The following is a 22,502-nucleotide window of genomic DNA, read 5'->3' as shown; positions in this document are numbered from 1 at the left end:
GTTGGACGAATCGAGCCCCCGTGCCCGGGTCAGATCCAGCCCAGTCCCTCCGCGATGAGCACGATGCCGAAGAGCGCAAAGGCGGCCGCGGCGCCGTAGGTGATGATCCTCTCGGGCAGCTTGCGCCCCAGGACGGCCCCGACGGCGATGGCCAGGGCATCGGCGGCAACCATGCCGATCGTCGAGCCGATCCAGGTGCCGAACCAGTCCTCACGCACCGCGAGCGTGATCGTGGCGAGCATCGTCTTGTCGCCGAGCTCGGCGAGGAAGAAGGCGATACCGACGGCCAGCAGGGCGGAGCCGGTGGCCTTCCTCGCCTTCTGCTCCTCGTCCTCGGTCAACTCGTCACCGCGCAGCGTCCACAGCGCGAAGCCGAGGAAGGCGATGCCGGCGGCGACGGCGATCGGGCCCTGGTACTTCTCGAAGCTCGATCCGATGAAGTAACCGATCCCCACCGAGGCGAGGTGCACCAGCAGCGTCGCCCCGGTGATCCCGAGGATGACGTCACGGGCCCGATACCGGGTGGCGAAGGTCATCGCCATCAGCTGGCTCTTGTCGCCGAGCTCGGCGACGAAGATGACCACGGTGCTGAGCACCAGTGCTTCAACCATGAAAAAGGCTCCTCGTCCACCCGGGCGAGGAGCCGTGTGTCGACAATCTTGTTGGGGACTACTCCCTTTCGACAGCCACCATAATCCATGGCGAAGGGGGTGGTTCAGATGACCTCGAAGGTCGCTCTGCCCCGATCCGGGTCCACCTCGGACAGGCGCACGGAGACCTTGTCACCGAGGTCGGCCTTCCCCTTCGCCCGGGCGATGACGGGCGGGTCGATGACCTGGATCTCGATCTCGCCCTCACCCTCGCCGTCCGGGACGTCGATGACGACTGCGGTGAAGGTCTGTCCGACCCGGTCGACGAGCGTGGCCGCCTCGATCACGTCCATGGCGCCGCGTTCCACGCCGCCGGCGAGCCGGTCGGAGGCCTCCATCAGGTCGGGCACCTCCGACAGTGCCTGCCGCAGCCACGTCGGGACCTCGTCACCGGCACTCACGGCGGCACACAGGGCCAGGCCGAAGCGGTCGACCAGGCGCCGCAGCGGCGCCGTGACGTGGGCATAGGGCGCTGCGATCGCGGCCTGCTCGACGAGCTCGGGCACTCCCCCGTCGAAGACGGTGTACCCGGCTCCGCGGAAGAGGACGGTCGACTCGTGGATCAGGGCGAGGTGGCGGGAGTCGCTCCCGTCGAGCGATCGCAGCAGATCCCCGTACGTCTGCTCGGCCGGCCAGTCGACCTCGAGAGCCGAGGCGATCTGCCGCAGCTGGCGCAGCGCGTCCTCCCCGGGCCCGGGCATCGTGCGCAGGATGCCGACCTCCGCGTGCAGCATCATCTCGGCGGCGACCATGCCGGTGAGCAGCGAGATCTGGGCATTCCAGTCCTCGGCGGGCACCAGCGGATGCAGCCGGAGCCGGAACCCGCCCTCGACCTGCTCGACCTCCTGATCGGGCATCGGCAGCGAGGCACCGCCCCGCTCCTGCTCCAGCGCGATGCGCTTGACGCCGATCTCCGCCAGCAGCGCCAGGCGCTCGTCGTCTCCCCCCTCGTCCACGCTCGCCTGCACCTGGGTGTACTCGAGGCGATCGACGCTGCGCACCATCGCCGGGTAGACCTCGGCGGCCGTGTGCTCGCCCCGGGCGTCGAGGCGGATGTCCCACACGTACGCGGGGCGGACCTCGTCGGGCAGCAGGCTGGCGGCGCCCTCGCTGAGCACGGGCGGGTGCAGGGGCGTGCGCTTGTCGGGGGCGTAGATCGTCTGGCCGCGACGGCGGGCCTCTGCGTCGATGGCGCCGCCCGGCTCGACGAAGGACTCCAGGTGGGCGATGGCGTAGCGCACGCGGTAGCCGTCACGATGACGGGAGAGGTGCATCGCCTGGTCGAGGTCCATGGACCCGGGTGGGTCGATGGTGAGGAAGGGCACGTCGGTCTCGTCCCGCTCCGGAAGCGAGAGTGGCTGCGCGGCAACGCGCTCGGCCTCGACGAGCACCTCGGCGGGGAACTCCTCCGGCACCTCCAGCTCGGCGCGGAGCGCGTCGAGGCGCGAGCGCAGGCCGGCAGCATCGACGCCCTCGCGGGTCGCTGGGTCGGCTGGTCGGAGGATGCCACTGCGCTGTCCCATGCTGGACACCCTAGGCGCACCCCGTAGGGTTCCGGCGTGCTCGTGCTACTGCCTCCGTCGGAGTCCAAGACCGGTCGTTCCCGGGGCAAGGCCCTTGACCTCGACGCGCTGTCCTTCCCCGCCCTGACCCCGGCGAGGCGGCGTGTGCTGGCCGCCCTCGCGGACGTCAGCGCCCGTGAGGACGCCCACGAGGTGCTGGGGGTCAGCCCCAACCTCGTCGCGGAAGTCGCCCGCAACACCGCCCTGACGACCGCACCGGCGCCACCGGCATCGCACGTCTACAGCGGCGTGCTCTACGACGCGCTGGACCTCGCGAGCCTCTCCCCCGGCGCCAAGCGTCGCGCCGGTCGCTGGCTGGTCATCGTCTCGGCGCTCTTCGGCGCAGTCCACCCCGGCGACCGCATCCCGCCCTACCGGCTGTCCATGGCGGTCAATCTCCCGGGCGTCGGTCCGCTGGCTACCCACTGGCGCGAGGTCCTCGATCCCGAGCTGACCGCGGCGGCCGGAGCCGGCCTGGTGGTCGACTGCCGCTCGAGCACGTACGCAGCGGCCTGGCAGCCCGCGGGGGCGACCGTGAAGCGGTGGGTCCACGTGCGCGTCCCGGGAGCGACCCACATGGCCAAGCACACACGGGGCCTCGTCGCCCGCCACCTGCTGGGCGTGGACCGTGAGCCACGGACCCCGGAGGCGCTCGTGGCCGCGCTCGAGCCTGCCTTCGAGGTCGACCTGTCGGCTCCGACGAAGGGGGCCGGCCCCCTTCTCCTCGACGTCACCGCGAGGTAGCGCTCAGCCGAGCCCGTCGAGGGCCGCGGTGAGGTCGGCGACCAGGTCGGTGGCCCCCTCGAGGCCGACGGAGATGCGCACGGTCGCGTCGGTGATGCCGATGGCTGCGCGCCCCTGCGGGCCCATGCGGCGGTGGGTCGTCGTCGCGGGGTGGGTGACCAGTGACTTCGAGTCGCCGAGGTTGTTGGAGATGTCGACCAGGCGCAGGGCGTTCATCAGCGCGAAGGCCTCGGCCTTGCCGCCGTCGATGGCGAAGGTGATGACCGTGCCGCCACCACTCATCTGGGTCCGGGCGAGCTCGTGCTGCTCGTGGTCCGGCAGCCAGGGATGGATGACCTGCGTCACCCGCGGGTGTGCCTGCAGCTCCCGCGCCAGGACGAGCGCGGACTCGGCCATACGACGCACCCGTAGGTCCATGGTCTCCAGGCCCTTGAGCAGCACCCAGGCGTTGAAGGGCGACATGGACGGTCCGGTGTGCCGGATGAGGTTGCGTACGGGGCCGTCGATGTAGCGGGCCGGACCGAGGATCGCTCCGCCGAGGACGCGTCCCTGGCCGTCGATGTGCTTGGTCGCGGAGTAGACGACGACGTCGGCGCCGTGGTCGAGCGGCCGGGAGAAGACGGGCGTGCCGAAGACGTTGTCGACCACCACCTGCGCCCCTGCGGCGTGGGCGAGCTCGCTCACGGCGGCGATGTCGACGAGCTCCTGCATCGGGTTGCTCGGCGTCTCGAAGAAGACCGCCGTCGTCGGCTCGGACAGTGCCTCGCGCCACTGGTCGAGGTCCCTCCCGTCGACGAGCACGGTCTCCACGCCCCATCGCGGCAGGATCTCGTCGACAACCACGAAGCAGCTGCCGAAGAGCGAGCGCGAGGAGACCAGACGATCGCCCGCACCGAGGAGCGCCGCGAGCGCGGTGAAGACCGCGGACATCCCCGACGACGTGGCGAAGGCCGCCTCGGCGCCCTCGAGCACGCGCAGCCGCTCCTCGAGCATGCCGACCGTCGGGTTGCCGTAGCGCGAGTAGACGTATTTCTCCACGCTCCCCGAGAACGCCGCCTCGGCCTCCTCGGCGCTGCCGTAGACGAAGCCCGAGGTCAGGTAGAGCGCCTCGGACGTCTCGTCGAAGGTGCTGCGAGCCTGACCGCCCCGCACGGCCAGCGTCTGCGGCGACAAGCCGCTCGGGTCCAGGTAGGGCTCGGGGTTGCCCGGGCCGAAGGGGGATTCGCTCACCCCTGCCGCCACGGCAACCCGGCCTGCTTCCAGCCGGCGACGGACCGGTGTCCCTGCTCGTCGACGGGCCCCTCGAAGCCGTCGAGGACGTTGTACGCGCTGGTCCAGCCGGCGGCCGTGGCGGCCTCGGCGGCGGCTGCGGAGCGCGCACCGGAGCGGCAGAGGAAGTACACGGGCGCCTGCAGCGGCACGGCCTCGTGCAACTGCTGCAGGAAGGCGCCGTTGAGCGTGCCCGTCGGGAAGGAGCTCCACTCGATGGGGACCATCTCCTTGCCGATCGCAGTCAGATCGGCGACCCCGACGAAGGCCCACTCCGCCTGGGTGCGCACATCGACCAGGACGGCCTGCGGGTCGGACACGAGGCCCTCCCACGTCTGCTGCGGGCTGAGGTCTCCGGCATACGTCATGCGCACAGAGTATGCGCGGACGCCGCGAGCCCGGTACGCCGATCGGAGCCCGAGACGCTCAGAAGTCCAGCTGGATGCCCTGGACCACCAGCCACGACGTGATGAGGAATCGGGCCAGGCACCCGATCGTGGTCACGACGACGAAGAGGGTCAGCGAGATCCCCTTGATGCCCGCAGCGACCGTGACGACGGCCAGCGGCGGGAAGCCCACCCCGGAGCTGGCCAGTATGACCAGAGGCCCCAGTCGCGGACGATCGAGCACGTCGATCATCGATTTGCTCCACCGCGCGAGACGCTCCCTGACGGCACCCCGTGGCCGCCGCGACTTGGCGGCAGTCCGCGCCTCCTTCTCCTCACGTCGCTTGACGAAGGCCTCCGCCCCCTTCTCAGCGGCGATGAAGTGGGTCACCTTGCCGACGACCAGCCCGCCCGTCATCGCGGACACGTGGAGGACCCAGAGGTCGGGGAAGATCACTGGTGCGGCCACCGCGTAGATCTCGGCGTTCAGCGGCGGGAAGTACGCCGAGAGCAGCCCGAAGACGACCGCGCCGACGACGCCGGACGCGGTCAACCAGGTGGGAAGGTCCTCGATCGCTGCGCTCCTCAGGTCCGGTTGGTGAAGGCGACGACCGCCTCGCCGTCGGGCCAGGCCTCGATCGCGGTCAGCGAGCCCGGGGCGCTGGCCAGGCGCCCCATCCGCTCGTGCGGCATGCCGAGGACGTGCGCGAGGACGAGGAGGATCGGCACGCGGGGGCAGGCGATGACGACGGTGCCACCTCCGGCGACGGCGCGCTCCCACGCGGCGATGACCCTGGTGGCCATGTGGTCATGGGTCTCCTCCTGCGACCGCTCTCCCCAGCCCGCATCGGCCTGGGGCTCGACCTCGAGCCGCTCGGCGAGGATGCCGCCGGTCTGCCGGGCCCGCGCCAGATCGCAGGTGAGGACGCGCACGTCCGCGTCGCCGACGAGGGCGGCCACCCGGACGCCGGCACGCTTCGCCTGCTCCGTGGCGCCGTGGCGCACCAGGACGACGCGGGTCGGCTCGCCGCGTCCCGGGTGGGGCGGCTGCGGGACCTGCTCGGCGTGCCAGTCCTGCACGTCCTCGCCGTCCATCCCCCGGTTGGACAGGGCATCGGCGGCCGTATTGGCCTCGCGGGGTAGCCAGGTGAACTCGACCGAGCCGCCGGCAGCGCAGATCTCGGCCACGAGATCGCGCCCCCGCAGAGCGAGGGCACGCATGTCGGGGTGCTTGATCTTCCACCGACCCGACATCTGCTCGACGACGAGCTTGGAGTCCATCGCGACCTCGACGTCGGCGCCGGGGTCGATGCTCCGGGCGGCCTGCAGGCCCTCGAGCATGCCGCGGTACTCGGCGACGTTGTTGCTGGCCCTCCCCAGCGGGGCGGCGAGCTCGACGAGCAGCTCATCGGTCTCGACGTCCCGGACCAGGGCCCCGTATCCGGCCACACCGGGGTTGCCCCGGGAACCACCATCTGCCTCGACGCGCAGGGAGCGCCCCATCAGCTCTGCGGAGCCGGGATGCGCACGAGGATGCGGTCGCACTCCTCGCAGCGCACCACCTCGTCGACGGGTGCCTTCTCGATCGAGGCGAGGTCGACCGGGTTGAGCTCGAGCTGGCACCCTCCGCAGCGGCCGTGCTTCAGCTCCGCGGCGGCCAGGCCACCGGACTTCTCACGGATCCGGTCGTAGAGCGTGATCAGGGCGTCATCGATGCTCGCCACCAGTTCGGCGCGGGGCGCGGCGACCTGCTCCTTCTCGGCGTCGAGCTCGGCCAGCGCCTCGTCGCGCTCACGGGTCAGCCGCTCGACCTCGGCCTGCATCTCGGCCTGCTTCTCGCTCCCGGAGGCAACGCGCTCCTCGGCGGCCTCCTGGCGTTCCATGGCCTCGATCTCGACCTCCTCGAGGTCGCCCTGACGGCGCGCGAGCGACTCGATCTCGCTCTGCAGCGCCGTCAGGTCACGAGAGGTCATGCCGGCTCCCGTCTCGAGGCGCTGCTGATCGCGGGCGGCCCGGTCGCGCACCTGCTGCACATCCGCCTCGGCTCGGGCGACCTCGCGGCGGATGTCACTCAGGCCGGTTTCGGAGCGCACGACGTCGTCCTGGGCACGCTGCAGCTCGGCCACGGCCTGCTCGAGGGCGGCGACCTGTGGCACCCGCGTGCGGGCGTGGGCGATCTGCTGCAGCCGGGTGTCGAGCGCCTGCAGCTCGAGCAGCCGTGCCTGGACGAAGGGGTCTGCCTTCACTGGGGATCTCCTTGGGCTGTCTGTGCGCCGACGGTGAAGGTCCATGGGTCGGTGCAGATCGTGCTCACGTGGGTCTCCCATCCCACCATGTCGGCGCCGGCGGCTGCGAGGCGGTTGCGCAGCCGGTCCAGCAGCTGCTCCAGCCAGAGGGACTCGCTCGCCCAGTGGCCGGCATCGATGAGGAAGGGGGTCCCCCCAGCGGTGATGGCCTCCTCCCGGGCCTCCAGGGCCGGGTGGTGGCGCAGGTCGGCGGTGACGTAGACATCGGCACCCGCCGCACGGGCGACGTCGATGAGGCCGTCACCGGCCCCGCCGAGCAGGGCGACCCGGCGCACCCGACCGCCGGCCGGACCGGAGACGCGGATGCCACCGGGTGCGGGAGGAAGGGCGCCGGCAAGCCGCTCGGCGAAGTCCGCGAGGGAGACCTCCTGGGCCAGGTCACCGACCCTGCCCAGGGCGCTGCCCTCCTCGACGCTGAGTGGCTCCGTCGCGGTCAGCCCGCAGGCCTGCGCGAGGGCTGTGTTCACACCCGGATCGGCAACGTCGGCGTTGGTGTGGGCGACGTACAGGGCGGTGTCGGAGACGACGAGCGAGGTGACGCTCGCCCCCTTCGCGCTCGTCGTGGCGACCGAGTGCACGCCGCGCAGCAGCAGCGGGTGGTGCGTGATGAGCAGGTCCGCGCCCGCGTCGCGGGCCTCCTCGATGACCTCGAGGGTGGGGTCGACCGCGGCGTGGACTCGTCGCACGGGCTGGTCCGGGTCGCCGGTGACCAGACCGACCCGGTCCCAGGACTGGGCCGAGTCGATCGGGTACATCTCTTCCAGGACAGCCAGCACGTCACGCAGGCGCAGTGTGCTCATGTGGGCCCGGCCGGTCTCGAACCGACGACAACCGCGGTGTAAACGCGGTGCTCTACCAACTGAGCTACAGGCCCCGGCGCGCGGTGCGCCGCGGTCATTCTGACAGGCCGACCCCGCAGGGTCGTCAGCGGCGCGCGTCCTCGATGAGGTTGATCTCGTAGAGGACCTCATCGAGGGCGTCCGCGGCGCTGATCGGCGAGAAGCGCTGGGGCGTCTGCGGCGTGACCGTGCTCACCAGCGGGTTGAGTACCGTCCACGGCGTCGGGTGGCTGAACTGGACGACCGAGTAACGATCGCCCTCCTGCCCGGGGGCCGCGACGACCCGGTGGATGCCCGGCTCGATGACCCCGTTGGTCACGACCTCGAGCATCAGACCGGTGTTGATGATGGCGCCGCCCTCGGGGGCGACGGCGTCGATCCACTCTCCGCTGTCCTTCAGGCGCACCTGCAGGCCGGCGGCGGTCGCCCGCGGCAGGGCGGTGATGAGATTGATGTCGGCGTGCTCGGCGGCCCACACGTGCGGGGCGTCCGGCGCGGACTGCATCGGCGGGTAGTGGATCGCCCGGGAGAGGGTCGGCCCGTCGACGAGCATCTTCTCGAAGTAGTCGGGGTGGGCACCCACACCGGTGGCGATGATGCGCAGCACCCGGCGCTGGAGACCGGCGACCGCCTCGTGGAAGGCCGTCAGGGTCTCGGTGATACCCGGCACGGCCGACTCGGGCAGGACCGGGTCGTGGTAGCGGTGCGGGTAGCGCGTGCGAAGGGGGTGCCCGGCCGGGATCGAGGGTCCCCAGTTGAGCATTTCCTTCCAGTCCGCGTCCCGTGAGGTGGCCGCGGTCTCGACCAGCAGGTCGGTGTAGCCGGTCTGGCCGTGGGTTCCGGGGGCGATGAACTGCTGCTTGACCTCGCGCTCGGCGGTGAAGAACTCCTCGAGCATCCCGTAGGCGGTGTCGATCAGGTCCTCGGACAGGTCGTGACGCACGTAGACGAAGCCGGTGTCCAGGGAGGTCATCAGGCCGTCGACGACGGCTCGCTCGCGCTGACCGTCCCCAGACTCGTAGGCCAGCAGATCCACCTCGAGGATGTCGTCACTCATGGACGCGGAGACTACCTGCCCTCGACCGCTGCGGCGCCACCGAGCATTTCCTGCAGGGCGTGGTCGTAGCCACCGAAGTCGCGCCGCTCACCCGCGGGGTTGACCAGCCGCCAGGCGACCCGCCCGTCACGACCGACGAGGAAGGTGCCCCGGCCCGCCATGCCGGCCCCTTCGTCGAAGACACCGTAGGCGGATGCGACCTCCCCGTGGGGCCAGAAGTCGGAGAGCAGCGGGAAGAAGTACCCCTCGCGGTCCGCCCACGCCCGCAGACTGAACATCGGGTCGCAGGAGATGGCCAGCGTGGTCACGTCCGCCGACTCGAATCGCCCGAGATCGTCGCGGATCTCGCGCAGCTCGCTCGTGCAGACCCCGGAGAAGGCGAAGGGGTAGAACACCAGCAGCACGGCGCGCTGCGCGGTCAGCTCGCCGAGCGTGACGTCCGCGCCGTTCTGGTCGCGGAGGGCGAAGTCCGGGGCGACGTCGCCGACGGAGAGAATCTGCTCACTCATGCCGGCAGTGTGCCGGCGCGGCTCAGGCGACACCCTTGCGGGCCGCCAGTCGCGTCGCGACCCAGTCCTGCGAGCACATCACCGAGCCGGAGGTGTGCAGGCCGGCGGTCGTCGCGGCCTCGTCGACCTCGCTCGGGTCGACCTCGCCGTCCTGGCCCGGGCGCGGCGTGAGGAGGACGATCGAGGACCCCTCGGCGAGCGTGCCCAGGGTGTCGACGAGTGCGTCGGTGAGATCACCGTCGTCGTCGCGCCACCACATGATCACGGCGTCGACGACGCCGGTGTAGTCCTCGTCCTCGAGTTCGATTCCGACCACGCTCTCGATGGCGGCCCGCAGGGCCTCATCGACGTCGTCGTCCCAGTTGTACTCCTGGACGATCTGGTCGTGGGCGAAGCCCAACTTGTCCACGGCGCCGCGAGTCATCTCGTCTCCCTGGGCCGTCGAGTCCCCACTCAAGGTCGTCTTCCTTTCTGCTGTTTGCTGATCAGTCATCAGGGCCAGTCCACAGTGTCCGGCGTCGGATCGCAACCAACGGGCCCGCCAGAGCGCTGCCTGGCGTGGCTCGCACGCTCCGCTGCGAGGTACGCAAGGCCCTGCGCATCAGCCGTCGAGAGGTGCTTCACGTCAGGTCGTACGGGCCCCACGGTGCTGACGAAGTCGACGCTCGCGAGGTCGAGACGGCGCGCCCATGGACCCTGGTGGAGGGCCATCGACTGGATGCGCCCCCACGGCACGACCTGCAGCACCCGATCGAGCCACCCGGAGCGGATCAGCAACGCGCGTCGGCCGGGGAGGTGGCCCATCCGTCGGTGGGCGAAGGGGTGGAACCACCGGGCCGCACGTGGGACCCCGACGAAGCCCTCGGGCGTGTCGTGGACGAGTGAGGCGACCTCCGCGGTCGTGCCGGGGTCGGCGGTCACCGCCTCGAGCAGGTGGAGCACCTCGGCGGTGGTCGCGACCGGGACGAGCACGCTCTCGCCGGAGTCCCCGTCGGCGGAGGCGATCCTGGCCCCGGCGACGTTGACCTTCAGCGCCCACCAGCCCGGACGGCGCCACAGGACCGGCTGCCTGATCTCCAGCGCCTGCACCCGGTGCAGGGGTACCGAGGAGTGCCGGGTGTCGGTCAGTCCCCGCTGGCTGGTGAGCGTCTCCCCCCGCAGCGCGACCGTCAGCCCGTACCACCGGGTGAGCTTGATGAAGCTGCGCATGCCGGTGATGAGGGCGAGCGGCAGGAAGCCGCCGATGGCCACGCCGAGGTCGGCGAACGTCAGGGCGAGCGCCAGGACAAGGAGGGCGGCGAGGACGATCGTGTCCCACGAGAGCAGCACCGAGGCCACGAGCCGCTCGACGGGCATCTTCAGCAACTGCTCCGACTCGGGGGACTCCTGCCCGGGCACGGTGGAAGAGCCGGGGTGGCCGCTCTCGGCGGCCGAGTCTGCTGGGCCCGGGGGCAGATCCGTCCCTTCCACCGCGCCGGAGGAGACGGGCGGGGCCGCCACCCCCTTCGCCTCGGCGGACAGGCCGACCAGCCGGGCGCGGACCGCCTCGGCCTCGGCGTTGCGCAGGTAGGCGATGGACACGTGCGAGTCCCCGCCCCCGGCGGACTCCACCCGCACCTCGGACAGGCCGGTGATGCGCGCGAGGAGCGGACGGACGAGGTCGACGGCCTGGATGCGGTCGTAGCGCACCTGGCGGTGCTGGCGCATGATCGCGCCCGAGTGCATCTCCAGGTCGCTCTCCCCGAGCCGGTAGCGGGTGAACCACCAGGACAGCAGACCCAGGAGCACCGCCCCGAACACGGTCAGCGCCACGATGACGGCCGGGATGAGCAGGGGGGTCGAGCCCTCGCCGGGCGCTGGTGGACCGGCAGCGCCGACGATCCGGTCGATCTGCTGGGAGAGGACGTAACCGAAGACGGCGATGACCACCAGGCCACCGCGGATGAACGGCGAGAGGGGATGGACTCGCGAGAAGCCGTCGCCACCCCCTTCGCCACCACCGGGGGGATCGTCGAGCGTCACAGGCCCGCCCACTGCGCCTCGCCGTGCGCCGCGAGCCGGACGCGCAGCTCCTCGGCCACGTCGACGGGCAGTCCGGGGATGTCCCCGCTGCTGGCCGGGGAGGCGGTGTTGACGGTGATGTCGGCCAGACCCTTCGACCGCTTGTACGGCCCTGAGGAGATGTCGACGTACTGGATGCGGCCGTAGGGGATGGTCACCATCGAGCGCCACATTCGTCCCTTGCGGATGGCCAGCTCCTCCGGCAGCTCCACCCAGCTGATCGCGCGCACCTGCCGCGGGATGAGCCACATCAGCCACGACCAGACGATCGCGAGGACCGCGGTGGCCACGGCCAGCCACGGGGTGAGGAACACGGCGGCCGCGGCGGTGGCGAGGGCCAGCGGCACCAGGACCGCCGTGGCGCTGACCCGCCGCACGGTGCTCAGCTCGGGCGAGACCGGTCGCCAGGGCGCGCCGTGGTCCCCCAGCAGCGGAAGCACCGCCGGTGGGGGCGAAGGGGGCTGGGGCTCGTGATCATCCACGGGCACCATCACACCAGACCTCGTCCGTAGGCTGGCCACATGGTCGGACGAGGAAGGAGGGGCCCATGGGACGGATGACACAGCGGTTGCGCGTGCAGCGCATGGGTGACCGATCGGTCAGCAGGATCGAGTCGCTCGCCGTCGAGGAACCCCTGGAGATCCGGGTGGCCTCCCTCCCAGCCGCCGGGCTGGCCGCGGGTGGCGCACCGAGCGAGCTGCGACCGCCGTCGACGACCGTGACGACGACGATGCGCCTGCCCGGTGACGACTTCGACCTCGCGCTGGGGCACCTGGTCGCCGAGGGGCTCATCGGGGACGCCGAGGACGTCGCCGCGATGATGCACTGCACCGATACCGGCCCGGACGGTTCCCCGACCTTCAACGTCGTCGAGGTCACCCTCGCGGCGGGCGTCTCGCTGCGGCGACCGGTGACGGCGCGGACCGAGGTCGCGACGAGCGCGTGCGGGGTGTGCGGCTCGACCTCGGTCGACGACCTGCTCGCGGCGCTCCCCCACCAGCCCTCCGACGACCCGGCGAGTCACTCGCTGGAGCACATCCACGCCGGGATGTCAGCCATGCGCGATCGCCAGAAGGTCTTCGAGGCCACCGGCGGCGTCCACGCCGCCGCCCTGCTCGACCCCGACGGGCGCCTCCTGGCGGTCCGGGAGGACATCGGTCGGCACAACGCCGTCGACAAGATCATCGGGTGGGCCGCGCGCGAAGGGGGTCTCCCCCTTCGCGGGCACGTCCTGCTCGTCTCCTCCCGGGCCGGCTTCGAGATCGCCCAGAAGGCCGCCGTCGCCGGCGCCCCGGTGCTCGCCTGCGTCTCCGCCGCGACCACCCTGGCCGTCGAAGTGGCCGAGCGCAGCGGGCTGACCCTGCTCGGGTTCGTACGGGAGCCGAGGGCCACCGCCTACGCCCACCCGGAGCGCGTCGACGCCTGATCGCCATGATCGCGGACGTCCGTGCGGGTCCGTCACCTGACCCCGGCTTGTGACGCGCGACACGGGCGAGGGAAGATGAGTGTGTCTTCCGACACCCCCGGGGGACAGTTCTTCGGAAAGGACGACGACGTGCCCGGATCTGCCGATCACCTCAGCGACGGCCCCATCCTCAACGGCATCCCCACCCACCTGCCGGACATCGACTCCGAGGAGACGGCGGAGTGGCTCGAGTCGCTCGATGCCGTCATCGACGCATCGGGGCGGGAGCGGGCCCGGTACGTGATGCTGCGGTTGCTCGAGAGGGCCCGGATGAAGAGCGTCGGCGTCCCGTCGTTGACCACCACCGACTACGTCAACACCATCTCCCCGACCAACGAGCCGTGGTACCCGGGCGACCAGGAGGTCGAGCGTCGCTACCGTGCCTGGATTCGCTGGAACGCCGCGATCCAGGTGCACCGCGCCCAACGGCCCGACATCGGGGTCGGCGGGCACATCTCCTCGTACGCGTCCGCCGCGACGATGTACGAAGTCGGCTTCAACCACTTCTGGCGCGGGAAGGACCACCCCGGTGGCGGGGACCAGATCTTCTTCCAGGGGCACGCCTCCCCCGGCATGTACGCCCGCGCGTACCTCGAGGGCCGCCTGAGCGAGGAGCAGATGGACGGCTTCCGCCAGGAGGCGTCGACTCTGGCCGGCGACTCCGACCTGGGGATGCCCTCCTACCCGCACCCGCGCCTGATGCCGCAGTTCTGGGAGTTCCCGACGGTGTCGATGGGCATCGGCCCGATGAATGCGATCTACCAGGCCCAGTTCAACAAGTACCTGCAGAACCGGGGCATCAAGGACACCTCGGAGCAGCACGTGTGGGCCTTCCTCGGTGACGGCGAGATGGACGAGGCGGAGAGCCGCGGTCTGCTGCAGACGGCGGCCAACGAAGAGCTGGACAACCTCACCTTCGTCATCAACTGCAACCTGCAGCGCCTCGACGGTCCGGTCCGCGGCAACGGCAAGATCATCCAGGAGCTCGAGGCCTTCTTCCGCGGCGCCGGGTGGAACGTCATCAAGGTCGTCTGGGGACGAGGCTGGGACCCGCTGCTGGCCGCCGACCACGACGGCGCGCTGATCAACCTGATGAACCAGACGCCCGACGGCGACTACCAGACCTTCCGGGCCAACGACGGCGCCTACGTGCGTGAGCACTTCTTCGACCGCGACCCACGCACCCGCAAGCTGGTCAAGGACTGGTCCGATGCGGACGTGTGGTGGAAGCTCAAGCGAGGCGGCCACGACTACAACAAGGTCTACGCCGCCTACCGCGCGGCCATGGAGCACACGGGCCAGCCGACGGTGATCCTCGCCAAGACGATCAAGGGCTATGGCCTGGGGTCGAGCTTCGCCGGGCGCAATGCGACCCACCAGATGAAGAAGCTCACTCTCGAGGACCTCAAGGGCCTGCGCGACGGCCTGCGCATCCCGATCTCCGACGAGGAGCTGGAGAAGGACCCGTACCTCCCGCCGTACTACCACCCCGGCGAGGACGACGAGGCCATCCAGTACATGAAGGAGCGTCGCGAGAAGCTCGGCGGCGGCCTGCCGGAGCGGCGCGTGAAGTACGAGCCGCTGGCCCTGCCCTCCAAGGAGAAGTACGGCCAGCTCGCCAAGGGTTCCGGCAAGCAGGAGATCGCCACGACGATGGCGTGGGTGCGCCTGCTGAAGGACCTCATGCGGGAGAAGGGCTTCGGCAACCGCATCGTCCCGATCATCCCTGACGAGGCCCGCACGTTCGGCATGGACTCGTTCTTCCCGACGAAGAAGATCTACAACCCGCACGGGCAGAACTACACCTCCGTCGATGCTGACCTCATGCTCGCCTACCGCGAGTCCGAGCAGGGACAGATCCAGCACACCGGGATCAACGAGGCCGGCTCCGTGGCCGCCTTCACCGCTGCCGCGACGAGCTATGCCACGCACGGCGAGCCGATGATCCCCGTCTACATCTTCTACTCGATGTTCGGCTTCCAGCGCACCGGTGACGGCATCTGGGCTGCCGGGGACCAGATGTCGCGCGGCTTCATGCTCGGCGCCACCGCCGGTCGCACGACCCTGACCGGTGAGGGCCTGCAGCACGCCGACGGGCACTCCCCGCTACTGGCCTCGACCAACCCGGCCGTCGTCTCCTGGGACCCGGCCTACGGCTTCGAGATCGCGCACATCATGCACCAGGGTCTGGAGACGATGTACGGCGGTGACGCCCCGCAGGGCGACTCCAGCCGCAACGTCATCTACTACCTCACGCTCTACAACGAGCCGATCGTCCACCCGCCCGAGCCGGAGGGGCTGGACGTCGACGGACTGCTGAAGGGCATGTACCGGTATTCGGCCGGCGACACCTCAGGCCTGGGCGACACCCCACCGCGCTGTCAGCTGCTCGCCAGTGGTGTCGGGATGCCCTGGGCCCTGGAGGCGCAGGAGCTGCTGCGCGATGACTGGGGCGTCGTCGCTGATGTGTGGTCCGTGACGAGTTGGACGCAGCTGCGTCGCGAGGCCATGTCCTGCGACGAGGACCGCTTCCTCCGACCGGAGCAGGAGCGCCGGGTCCCGTACGTCACCCGTGCCCTCCAGGACTCGATCGGCCCGATCGTCGCCGTGTCCGACTTCATGAAGCAGGTGCAGGACCAGATCCGGCCGTGGGTGCCGGAAGAGTTCTCGGCACTCGGCACGGACGGGTTCGGGTTCTCCGACACCCGCGCGGCCGCACGCCGGTACTTCCACGTCGACGGTCCGTCGATGGCGGTGCGGGCGCTGCAGATGCTCGCCGACCGCGGGTGGGTCCCCGAGGACGTCCCGGGTCAGGCCGCCGAGAAGTACCGCCTCCTCGATGTCACCGCCGGTACCTCGGGCACCACGGGTGGCGACGCCTGACGCGCTGCACCCGTCGAAGGGGGTGTCCGCAACCGTGACAGGATCATGACGTGGGCACCCCCGTCGTCGTTGCCGTCAGCCGTGACGAGTTCCATCGGTTCAGCAAGACCCCGTGCGAGCACATCGAGCTCGTGGAGGGTCTGGGTGTGCGCGGCGACGCCCATGCGGGCACTGTCGTGCAGCACCTCTCACGTCTGCGGCGCAACCCCAACCAGCCCAACCTGCGCCAGGTCCACCTCATCCAGTCCGACGTGCTGGACGATGCCCGGGCCGCCGGGCACGACGTCGGTCCGGGCTCTCTCGGGGAGAACGTCCTGACTGACGGGGTCGACCTGCTCGGAGTGCCCACCGACACGCGGCTGATGATCGGCGACGCCGTCGTACGAGTGACCGGACTGCGCAACCCCTGCCGCCAGATCAACGAGCACTCCGCCGGGCTGCTCAAGGTAGTCGTCCGGCGGGTCGACGGCGCGGCCTCTGACTCCGACGTCGAGCTCGGGCCCACCGGTGGCGCCCTCAGCCTCGACGGTGTCGGCATCGTCCGACGCGCGGGCGTCATGGGCGTCGTCGAGCGCAGCGGCTCGGTACGTCCCGGCGACACCCTCGAGGTTGTGCTCCCGGACGAACCGCACACTCCCCTGGCGCCGGTCTGAGCGGCCACCTGCTACCGGCAGCAACTGTCTCATCGGCAGGACCGGGCGCATCAGTCCTGCGTCACGTACCGCGAGCGCGCCTGGGCGCACACGTCCGGCTGGTCGCAGAAGATCCCGTCGATACCGGCCGTCAGGTGGACCATCACCTCATCGACCAGACGACCGTGGGCAGCTGGGTCGTCGCCGGTGCGGTAGTCCAACGGCAGAAAGGCATTCTCCGCACGGAAGGTCCAGGGGAAGACCTCCAGGCCGGCTGCGTGGGCATCGGCGACGACGCGGGTCGGCTCCCCCAGCCTGTCGTCCACGGTCCAGGGGATGACCTGCGTCTTCTCCGGGCTGATCGCGTCGGCCCACCGGGCGACCTTCTGCAGGGCCTGCGGGGTGAGCAGGTCGGCGTACGTGGTCCCCTGCTCACGCAGGTCGAAGGGAGCCCCGCCTGCCTCGGTGAGGAGGAGCGACCGACCGCGGTATCCGGCGGTACGCAGACTCTCCAGGGCGGTCGGCTCGAAGGACTGGACCCACGCCGGGGCGCTCCGAGCGTTCAGGTCGTGCTCCTGAAGCAGTCGGGTCACCTCGCCCTCGGGGTCGAAGCCCAGCTCGCGCAGGTAGGTCGAGTGCTTGATCTCGGGAATGATCCCGATGGGTCGTCCGCTCTCGCGCGCCAGGTCCGAGCGCTGCCGAAGTACCTCCTCGAAGGTCATGACCGGGTACCGACCGTCGAAGCGGGCCGAGCCGGGGCGCAGGCTGCCCAGACGCTCCCTGGCCCGAAGCGTCCTCAGCTCCGCCAGGGTGAAGTCGTCGACGAACCAACCTGTCACAGCCGTGCCGTCGACCCCCTTCGTGCGCCTGCGTCCGGCGAACTCAGGGTGGTCGGCGACGTCGGTCGTCTCGGAGATGTCCGGCTCGTGCCGGTCCACGAGCACGCCGTCGGCGGTCATGACCAGATCGGGCTCGATGTAGTCAGCCCCCATCTCCACCGCCAGCTCGTAAGCGGCAGATGTGTGCTCGGGCCGATACCCGCAGGCGCCACGATGGGCGAGGAGGAGGATGTTCGTGCTCACCATGCCCCGAGCGTAGGCACGACCGACTGCTCGAGGTGGGACCTCGCCGTGTCCACTGGGTGACCGTCGGGTGGCAGCAGGTCGTCGGTTGCCGCATCAAGGTCATAAGGTGGGGCGCGTGTCCAAGGTACTCACATCCCTCCCTGTTGGTGAACGTGTCGGCATCGCCTTTTCCGGTGGTCTCGACACCTCGGTGGCCGTCGCGTGGATGCGCGAGAAGGGGGCGGTGCCGTGCACGTACACCGCCGACCTGGGCCAGTACGACGAGGACGACATCGAGTCGATCCCCGGCCGAGCGGGCCAGTACGGTTCCGAGCTCTCCCGCCTCGTCGACTGCAAGGGACCCCTGGTCGAGGAGGGGCTGTCCGCCATTGCCTGCGGCGCCTTCCACATCCGCAGTGGTGGCCGCACGTACTTCAACACCACACCCTTGGGCCGTGCCGTGACCGGCACGCTCTTGGTACGTGCCATGAAGGAGGACGGCGTCTCCATCTGGGGCGACGGCTCGACCTTCAAGGGCAACGACATCGAGCGCTTCTACCGCTACGGCCTCATGGCCAACCCGGGTCTGCGGATCTACAAGCCGTGGCTCGACGCAGATTTCGTCACCGAGCTCGGTGGACGTCAGGAGATGTCCGAGTGGCTGACCGAGCGAGGGCTGCCGTACCGCGACAGCGCCGAGAAGGCCTACTCCACCGACGCCAACATCTGGGGCGCCACGCACGAGGCCAAGACCCTCGAGCACCTCGACGAGTCGATGGAGATCGTCGCCCCGATCATGGGCGTCCCCTTCTGGGACCAGTCCGTGACCATCGAGCCCGAGGACGTCACCGTGCGATTCGAGCGCGGACGCCCGGTCGCCATCAACGGTGACGACTTCGGCGGCGACGCCGTGGCCCTGGTGCGCACGGCCAATGACATCGGCGGCCGCCACGGCCTGGGCATGTCCGACCAGATCGAGAACCGCATCATCGAGGCCAAGTCCCGAGGCATCTACGAGGGCCCGGCGATGGCGCTGCTGCACATCACCTACGAGCGCTTGGTCAACGCGATCCACAACGAGGACACGATCGCGAGCTACCACGCCGAGGGTCGCCGACTGGGCCGTCTGCTCTACGAGGGTCGGTGGTTCGACCCGCAGGCGCTCATGATCCGCGAGTCGCTGCAGCGTTGGGTCGCCTCCGTCGTCACCGGCGAGGTGACCATCCGGCTGCGTCGCGGCGAGGACTGGACCATCGTCAACACCACGGGAGAGCACTTCAGCTACCATCCGGACAAGCTGTCGATGGAGCGCACCGAGAACGCCGCCTTCGGCCCGGTCGACCGCATCGGTCAGCTGACGATGCGCAACCTCGACATCGCGGACAGCCGCAGCAAGCTCGAGGTCTACGCCGCACAGGATCAGCTCAGCGGCGGCTACCTCGAGATCATGGGCGAGCTCGAGGCGGGTGGCGGCGACCAGATCGCGGCCAATCCCCTTGCGGCAGGCAGCGACGACGACGACGAGGCCCTCGACCGCGCGGCCATGGAGTTCGGCACCGACTGATCCGAGCAGGTCGTTGGAGGGTCCTCGGGGCGCAGGTCACCCAGCAAGCGTGAGCCCCCGCGATTGTGCTGTTCACACATAGACTGCCCGCATGTCCCGTCGTGGCCTCGTCTCCCTCACCACTCGTCGCTCGGTGCGGCGCAAGGGTGGTGAGCTCGCCACCGCCGCGACGCGGCGACTCGAGGACAGACACGACTGGTACGCCACGCTCAGCGCTCGTGAGCGCTCATGGGTCGGCATGGTCGCGCAGGCCGGCATCGCCAACTTCATCGACTGGCTCAACGGCACCGGGCCCGCAGACACCCGCACCATCTTCGGCGCAGCACCGTGGGAGCTGACCCGAACCATCAGCCTGGCCCAGACCCTCGAGCTCGCCCGTACCGTCGTCGAGGTGGTCGAGGAGCGCGTGGAGGACCTGGCCCGTCCGGGGGATGTGACTGACCTGCGCGTGGCGGTCCTGCGCTACTCCAGCGAGATCGCCTTCGGCGCAGCGCTGGTCTACGCCCAGGCCGCCGAGCAGCGCGGCGCCTGGGATGCACGGCTGGAGTCACTCATCATCGACGCAGTGATGCGCGGCGAGGTCGACGAGTCGATACGCACGCGCGCTGCAGCCCTGGGCTGGGACAGCGTGGCGAATATCGTTGTGCTGGTGGGGAATTCACCACACTCACCCGAGGGGGACGACCCTGCGGGGGCCGTCAGCGCCGTCCACCGGGTCGCCCAGCGACACAACTTCCCGGTACTCGCAGGAGTCCAGGGCGCCCGGCTCGTGGCCGTGATCGGTGAGGCCACCGACCCGCGGACACGGGTACGCGACCTCGCCGAGTGCTTCGCCGACGGCGACCTCGTCCACGGACCCCTGGTCGAGGACCTCGCCCAGGGCGCCGTCTCCGCGCACGCCGCCGTGGCGGGCCACCTGGCCGCCCACGGTTGGCCCGGTCGCCCGCGACCGGTCGCGGCCGACGACCTGATGGCCGAGCGCGCGGTCGCCGGCGACACCCTCGCCCGCGCGGCGCTCATCGAGACCGTCGCCGCCGTGCTGGCCGAGCACCCGAGCCTGCTGGAGACGGCCCGCACGCACCTCGACTCCCCCGGCCTCGAGGCGACGGCCCGCGCCCTGTACGTCCACGTGAACACCGTGCGCTACCGGCTGGGCCGAGTCACCGACATCATCGGGTACGACCTGACCAACCCGCACGAGGCCTTCACCGTGCGGGTGGCACTCACCTTGGGGTCGATTGTGGAGGATTCCTCCAAAGTCATCGGGTGAATCTCTGGCAGGGTCGATGTCGCGCAGACCCCCCTTCGCCCGGGAGTCTTGAGACGTGCTCGCCATCACCTGTCCAGGCCAGGGCTCCCAGACGCCCGGCTTCCTCGCCCCGTGGCTCGAACTCCCCGGCGTCTCCGACCGCCTCCACTGGCTCTCGGCCGTCGCCGGCATGGACCTCGAGGCGCATGGCACGACCTCCGACGAGGAGACCATCAAGGACACCGCGGTCGCCCAGCCGCTGATCGTCGCCTCGGGTCTGCTCTCCCTGCTCGCACTCTTCGAGCACCCGGCCGACGGCTTCCGCGTCGTCGGTGCCGGTGCCGGACACAGCGTCGGGGAGATCACCGCAGCCGCGGCCGCCGGCGTGATCAGCGCGGAGCAGGCCATGGTCCTGGTCCGTGAACGTGGTCGCTCCATGGCCACGGCGGCCACGACCACCCCGACCGGCATGAGCGCCGTCCTCGGCGGCGACCCGGACGAGGTCGCCAGCGTCCTCGAGTCCCACGGGCTCACCCCGGCCAACGTCAACGGCGCCGGACAGGTCGTCGCCGCAGGCACCCTCGAGCAGCTCGCCGCGCTCGCCGACAACCCCCCGGCCAAGACCCGGGTGATGCCGCTGAAGGTCGCCGGCGCATTCCACACCGAGCACATGGCCCCCGCCGTCGACGACCTGGCGCGTCTGTCCCGCGCCGTCTCCGTCCACGACGCGCGGGTGCCGCTGGTCTCCAACGTCGACGGCGAGGTGATCCACTCGGGCCGTGAGGCCCTGCGGCGGATCGTCAGTCAGGTGCGCAACCCGGTGCGCTGGGACCTGTGCATGGAGACGATGCGCGACCTCGGCGTGACCGGAATCATCGAGATCCCGCCGGCCGGTACCCTTACCGGCCTGGCGAAGCGCGGCCTGAAGGGCGTGGAGGTCCTCGCGCTGAAGTCACCGGAGGACCTCGACGCCGCACACCGCATGGTGCGCGAGCACGGCTCGGCCCGCGAGGCCTCCCAGCCCACCTGGCGGCTGGTCACCGCCCCCGTCAAGGGAACCGTGGCGATCACCGCGAGCACACCGGGAACCGCCGTCCCGGCCGGTGACGTCGTCGCCCGGATCTCCTCCCTGCGTGACACCCGCGAGGTGCTGGCCGACCACGCCGGAACCGTCGTGGAGTGGCTCGTCGAGGACGGCGACCCCGTCTCCCCCGGCCAGCCGCTGCTGCGCCTGCACCCCGAGGGCTCGATCGCATGACGAGCGGCCTGGCAGTTCCCACCGAGCTCCACCACGCCCGGATCACCGGTACCGGCAGCTACCGCCCGAAGCGGGTGGTGCCCAACAGCGAGATCATCGAGGCGATCGACTCCTCCGACCAGTGGATCCGCGAGCGATCCGGCATCGAGTCGCGTCACCGCGCCGCACCGGACGAGAGCGTCGTCGACATGTCCGAGCACGCCTCCCGGGCAGCCCTGGAGTACGCCGGCATCGACGCGGGCGAGCTCGATGCCGTCATCGTCGCCACCGTGACCCACCCGTACCAGACCCCCGCTGCCGCACCGGAGCTCGCTGCCCGGTTCGGCTCCACTGCTGCGGCCTTCGACCTGTCGGCCGCGTGCGCCGGCTTCTGCCACGCCCTGTCCGTGGCCAACGACCAGGTCCGCGTCGGCACGGCGGAGCACGTGCTCGTCGTCGGCGTGGAGAAGATGCTCGACTTCACCGACCCGCAGGACCGGGGGTCGGCCTTCATCTTCGGTGACGGCGCCGGAGCCGCGATCGTCTCCCGCAGCGAGACCCCCGGCATCGGTCCGACGGTGTGGGGCAGCGACGGCGAGAAGAAGGCACTGATCACCTCGCGCAACTCGTGGATGGAGCTGGCCGAGGACCGCGACATGCCGTGGCCGGCGATCATCATGGAGGGGCCGAGCGTCTTCCGCTGGGCAGTCTGGTCGATGGCCAAGGAGGCCCAGCGGGCCCTCGACGCCGCGGGCGTGCGGGCCCAGGACCTCGCCGCCTTCATCCCCCACCAGGCCAACGTGCGCATCATCGACCAGATGGCCAAGGAGCTCGGCCTGCCGAAGGACCTGCCCATCGCCCGCGACATCCGCACCACCGCCAACACCTCGGGCGCATCCGTCCCGCTGGCGATGGACCGGATGCTGCGCGAGGGCGAGGTGGCCCCGGGCGGCCTGGCCCTGCTGATCGGCTTCGGCGCCGGCCTCGTCTGGGCGGCGCAGGTCGTGACCCTCCCCTAGTTCACC

22 protein-coding genes and 1 tRNA gene are annotated in these 22,502 nt (G+C 70.5%); 8 read left to right on the top strand and 15 right to left on the bottom strand.

Features of this window, described 5'->3' with window-relative positions; genetic code table 11:
* Positions 1-29: 29 nt before the first annotated feature.
* Complete coding sequence (locus BJY20_RS14440; protein WP_185992174.1) at positions 30-611, bottom strand: TMEM165/GDT1 family protein; 582 nt, start codon at positions 609-611, stop codon at positions 30-32.
* A gap of 104 nt (positions 612-715) precedes the next feature.
* A complete protein-coding gene (locus BJY20_RS14435; protein ID WP_185992173.1) occupies positions 716-2,173 on the bottom strand; it encodes an RNB domain-containing ribonuclease in 1,458 nt (485 codons plus the stop codon).
* Positions 2,174-2,209: 36 nt separating this feature from the next.
* Here BJY20_RS14435 and BJY20_RS14430 point away from each other — a divergent pair, with 36 nt between their 5' ends.
* Positions 2,210-2,956, top strand: a complete 747-nt coding sequence (locus BJY20_RS14430) for a peroxide stress protein YaaA (RefSeq protein WP_185992172.1) — start codon at positions 2,210-2,212, stop codon at positions 2,954-2,956.
* Positions 2,957-2,959: 3 nt separating this feature from the next.
* On the opposite strand, the gene BJY20_RS14425 is transcribed toward BJY20_RS14430, so the two are convergent.
* From BJY20_RS14425 to BJY20_RS14370, 12 genes are all read right to left on the bottom strand, one after another.
* Positions 2,960-4,186 (bottom strand): O-succinylhomoserine sulfhydrylase, encoded by a 1,227-nt coding sequence (locus BJY20_RS14425; RefSeq protein WP_185992171.1) that lies wholly within the window; start codon positions 4,184-4,186, stop codon positions 2,960-2,962.
* Positions 4,183-4,593 carry a rhodanese-like domain-containing protein gene (locus BJY20_RS14420; protein WP_185992170.1) on the bottom strand — a complete coding sequence of 137 codons (411 nt, stop codon included), beginning with the start codon at positions 4,591-4,593 and terminating at the stop codon, positions 4,183-4,185. Before BJY20_RS14420 ends, BJY20_RS14425 begins: the two co-directional genes overlap by 4 nt.
* A 58-nt stretch (positions 4,594-4,651) precedes the next feature.
* Positions 4,652-5,164, bottom strand: coding sequence for a hypothetical protein (locus BJY20_RS14415; RefSeq protein WP_185992169.1), 513 nt, complete (start codon positions 5,162-5,164; stop codon positions 4,652-4,654).
* Positions 5,165-5,196: 32 nt separating this feature from the next.
* Complete coding sequence (locus BJY20_RS14410; RefSeq protein WP_185992168.1) at positions 5,197-6,114, bottom strand: reverse transcriptase-like protein; 918 nt, start codon at positions 6,112-6,114, stop codon at positions 5,197-5,199.
* Positions 6,114-6,857, bottom strand: a complete 744-nt coding sequence (locus BJY20_RS14405) for a CT398-like coiled coil hairpin domain-containing protein (protein ID WP_185992167.1) — start codon at positions 6,855-6,857, stop codon at positions 6,114-6,116. Before BJY20_RS14405 ends, BJY20_RS14410 begins: the two co-directional genes overlap by 1 nt.
* Complete coding sequence (locus tag BJY20_RS14400; RefSeq protein WP_185992166.1) at positions 6,854-7,717, bottom strand: Nif3-like dinuclear metal center hexameric protein; 864 nt, start codon at positions 7,715-7,717, stop codon at positions 6,854-6,856. The genes BJY20_RS14405 and BJY20_RS14400 overlap by 4 nt, the downstream gene beginning before the upstream one ends.
* A 1-nt stretch (position 7,718) precedes the next feature.
* Positions 7,719-7,791, bottom strand: a tRNA-Val gene (locus BJY20_RS14395).
* 50 nt (positions 7,792-7,841) lie between these two features.
* Complete coding sequence (locus BJY20_RS14390) at positions 7,842-8,813, bottom strand: isopenicillin N synthase family dioxygenase (protein WP_185992165.1); 972 nt, start codon at positions 8,811-8,813, stop codon at positions 7,842-7,844.
* 11 nt (positions 8,814-8,824) lie between these two features.
* Positions 8,825-9,322: a peroxiredoxin gene (locus tag BJY20_RS14385; RefSeq protein ID WP_185992164.1), complete on the bottom strand. Its 498-nt coding sequence runs from the start codon at positions 9,320-9,322 to the stop codon at positions 8,825-8,827.
* Between the two features lie 22 nt (positions 9,323-9,344).
* Positions 9,345-9,746, bottom strand: a complete 402-nt coding sequence (locus BJY20_RS14380) for a DUF3052 domain-containing protein (protein ID WP_185992163.1) — start codon at positions 9,744-9,746, stop codon at positions 9,345-9,347.
* Between the two features lie 68 nt (positions 9,747-9,814).
* Complete coding sequence (locus BJY20_RS14375; protein WP_185992162.1) at positions 9,815-11,356, bottom strand: PH domain-containing protein; 1,542 nt, start codon at positions 11,354-11,356, stop codon at positions 9,815-9,817.
* Entirely contained in the window at positions 11,341-11,865 is a 525-nt protein-coding gene (locus BJY20_RS14370; protein WP_343062918.1) for a PH domain-containing protein, read from the bottom strand. Before BJY20_RS14370 ends, BJY20_RS14375 begins: the two co-directional genes overlap by 16 nt.
* Before the next feature lie 65 nt (positions 11,866-11,930).
* On the opposite strand from BJY20_RS14370, the gene fdhD reads away from it, so the two are divergent.
* The 3 genes from fdhD to BJY20_RS14355 all read left to right on the top strand — a co-directional run bounded on the left by fdhD (position 11,931) and on the right by BJY20_RS14355 (position 16,384).
* Positions 11,931-12,809 (top strand): formate dehydrogenase accessory sulfurtransferase FdhD, encoded by an 879-nt coding sequence (gene fdhD / locus BJY20_RS14365; RefSeq protein WP_185992160.1) that lies wholly within the window; start codon positions 11,931-11,933, stop codon positions 12,807-12,809.
* 75 nt (positions 12,810-12,884) lie between these two features.
* A complete protein-coding gene (gene aceE, locus BJY20_RS14360) occupies positions 12,885-15,731 on the top strand; it encodes a pyruvate dehydrogenase (acetyl-transferring), homodimeric type (RefSeq protein WP_185992159.1) in 2,847 nt (948 codons plus the stop codon).
* A gap of 50 nt (positions 15,732-15,781) precedes the next feature.
* Positions 15,782-16,384, top strand: coding sequence for an MOSC domain-containing protein (locus BJY20_RS14355; protein WP_185992158.1), 603 nt, complete (start codon positions 15,782-15,784; stop codon positions 16,382-16,384).
* A 50-nt stretch (positions 16,385-16,434) separates the two neighbouring features.
* Here BJY20_RS14355 and BJY20_RS14350 read toward each other — a convergent pair whose 3' ends face one another.
* Positions 16,435-17,448 carry a glycerophosphodiester phosphodiesterase family protein gene (locus tag BJY20_RS14350; protein ID WP_185992157.1) on the bottom strand — a complete coding sequence of 338 codons (1,014 nt, stop codon included), beginning with the start codon at positions 17,446-17,448 and terminating at the stop codon, positions 16,435-16,437.
* A 115-nt stretch (positions 17,449-17,563) separates the two neighbouring features.
* Here BJY20_RS14350 and argG point away from each other — a divergent pair, with 115 nt between their 5' ends.
* The 4 genes from argG to BJY20_RS14330 all read left to right on the top strand — a co-directional run bounded on the left by argG (position 17,564) and on the right by BJY20_RS14330 (position 22,496).
* Positions 17,564-18,991 carry an argininosuccinate synthase gene (gene argG / locus BJY20_RS14345; RefSeq protein WP_185992156.1) on the top strand — a complete coding sequence of 476 codons (1,428 nt, stop codon included), beginning with the start codon at positions 17,564-17,566 and terminating at the stop codon, positions 18,989-18,991.
* A gap of 91 nt (positions 18,992-19,082) precedes the next feature.
* Entirely contained in the window at positions 19,083-20,261 is a 1,179-nt protein-coding gene (locus tag BJY20_RS14340; protein ID WP_185992155.1) for a PucR family transcriptional regulator, read from the top strand.
* Between the two features lie 55 nt (positions 20,262-20,316).
* The gene (locus BJY20_RS14335; RefSeq protein WP_185992154.1) at positions 20,317-21,498 is read left to right on the top strand and encodes an acyltransferase domain-containing protein; all 1,182 of its coding nucleotides are present in this window, start codon (positions 20,317-20,319) and stop codon (positions 21,496-21,498) included.
* Positions 21,495-22,496, top strand: a complete 1,002-nt coding sequence (locus tag BJY20_RS14330) for a beta-ketoacyl-ACP synthase III (protein ID WP_185992153.1) — start codon at positions 21,495-21,497, stop codon at positions 22,494-22,496. The genes BJY20_RS14335 and BJY20_RS14330 overlap by 4 nt, the downstream gene beginning before the upstream one ends.
* Positions 22,497-22,502 lie beyond the last annotated feature (6 nt).

The sequence above is a fragment of the Janibacter cremeus genome, assembly GCF_013409205.1.
In the GTDB taxonomy this organism is placed as follows: Bacteria; Actinomycetota; Actinomycetes; order Actinomycetales; family Dermatophilaceae; genus Janibacter; species Janibacter cremeus.
The sequence above is the reverse complement of the archived record's forward strand: the minus strand, read 5'-3'. Positions and strand labels throughout refer to the sequence as shown.

Excerpts from the sequence above, each read along its gene's own strand:
- BJY20_RS14440 (WP_185992174.1), bottom strand. The coding sequence starts at position 611 with ATGGTTGAAGCACTGGTGCTCAGCACCGTGGTCATCTTCGTCGCCGAG.
- BJY20_RS14435 (WP_185992173.1), bottom strand. The coding sequence starts at position 2,173 with ATGGGACAGCGCAGTGGCATCCTCCGACCAGCCGACCCAGCGACCCGC.
- BJY20_RS14420 (WP_185992170.1), bottom strand. The coding sequence starts at position 4,593 with ATGACGTATGCCGGAGACCTCAGCCCGCAGCAGACGTGGGAGGGCCTC.
- BJY20_RS14410 (WP_185992168.1), bottom strand. The coding sequence starts at position 6,114 with ATGGGGCGCTCCCTGCGCGTCGAGGCAGATGGTGGTTCCCGGGGCAAC.
- BJY20_RS14400 (WP_185992166.1), bottom strand. The coding sequence starts at position 7,717 with ATGAGCACACTGCGCCTGCGTGACGTGCTGGCTGTCCTGGAAGAGATG.
- BJY20_RS14390 (WP_185992165.1), bottom strand. The coding sequence starts at position 8,813 with ATGAGTGACGACATCCTCGAGGTGGATCTGCTGGCCTACGAGTCTGGG.
- BJY20_RS14385 (WP_185992164.1), bottom strand. The coding sequence starts at position 9,322 with ATGAGTGAGCAGATTCTCTCCGTCGGCGACGTCGCCCCGGACTTCGCC.
- BJY20_RS14380 (WP_185992163.1), bottom strand. The coding sequence starts at position 9,746 with ATGACTCGCGGCGCCGTGGACAAGTTGGGCTTCGCCCACGACCAGATC.
- fdhD (WP_185992160.1), top strand. The coding sequence starts at position 11,931 with ATGGGACGGATGACACAGCGGTTGCGCGTGCAGCGCATGGGTGACCGA.
- aceE (WP_185992159.1), top strand. The coding sequence starts at position 12,885 with ATGAGTGTGTCTTCCGACACCCCCGGGGGACAGTTCTTCGGAAAGGAC.
- BJY20_RS14350 (WP_185992157.1), bottom strand. The coding sequence starts at position 17,448 with ATGGTGAGCACGAACATCCTCCTCCTCGCCCATCGTGGCGCCTGCGGG.
- BJY20_RS14340 (WP_185992155.1), top strand. The coding sequence starts at position 19,083 with ATGTCCCGTCGTGGCCTCGTCTCCCTCACCACTCGTCGCTCGGTGCGG.
- BJY20_RS14330 (WP_185992153.1), top strand. The coding sequence starts at position 21,495 with ATGACGAGCGGCCTGGCAGTTCCCACCGAGCTCCACCACGCCCGGATC.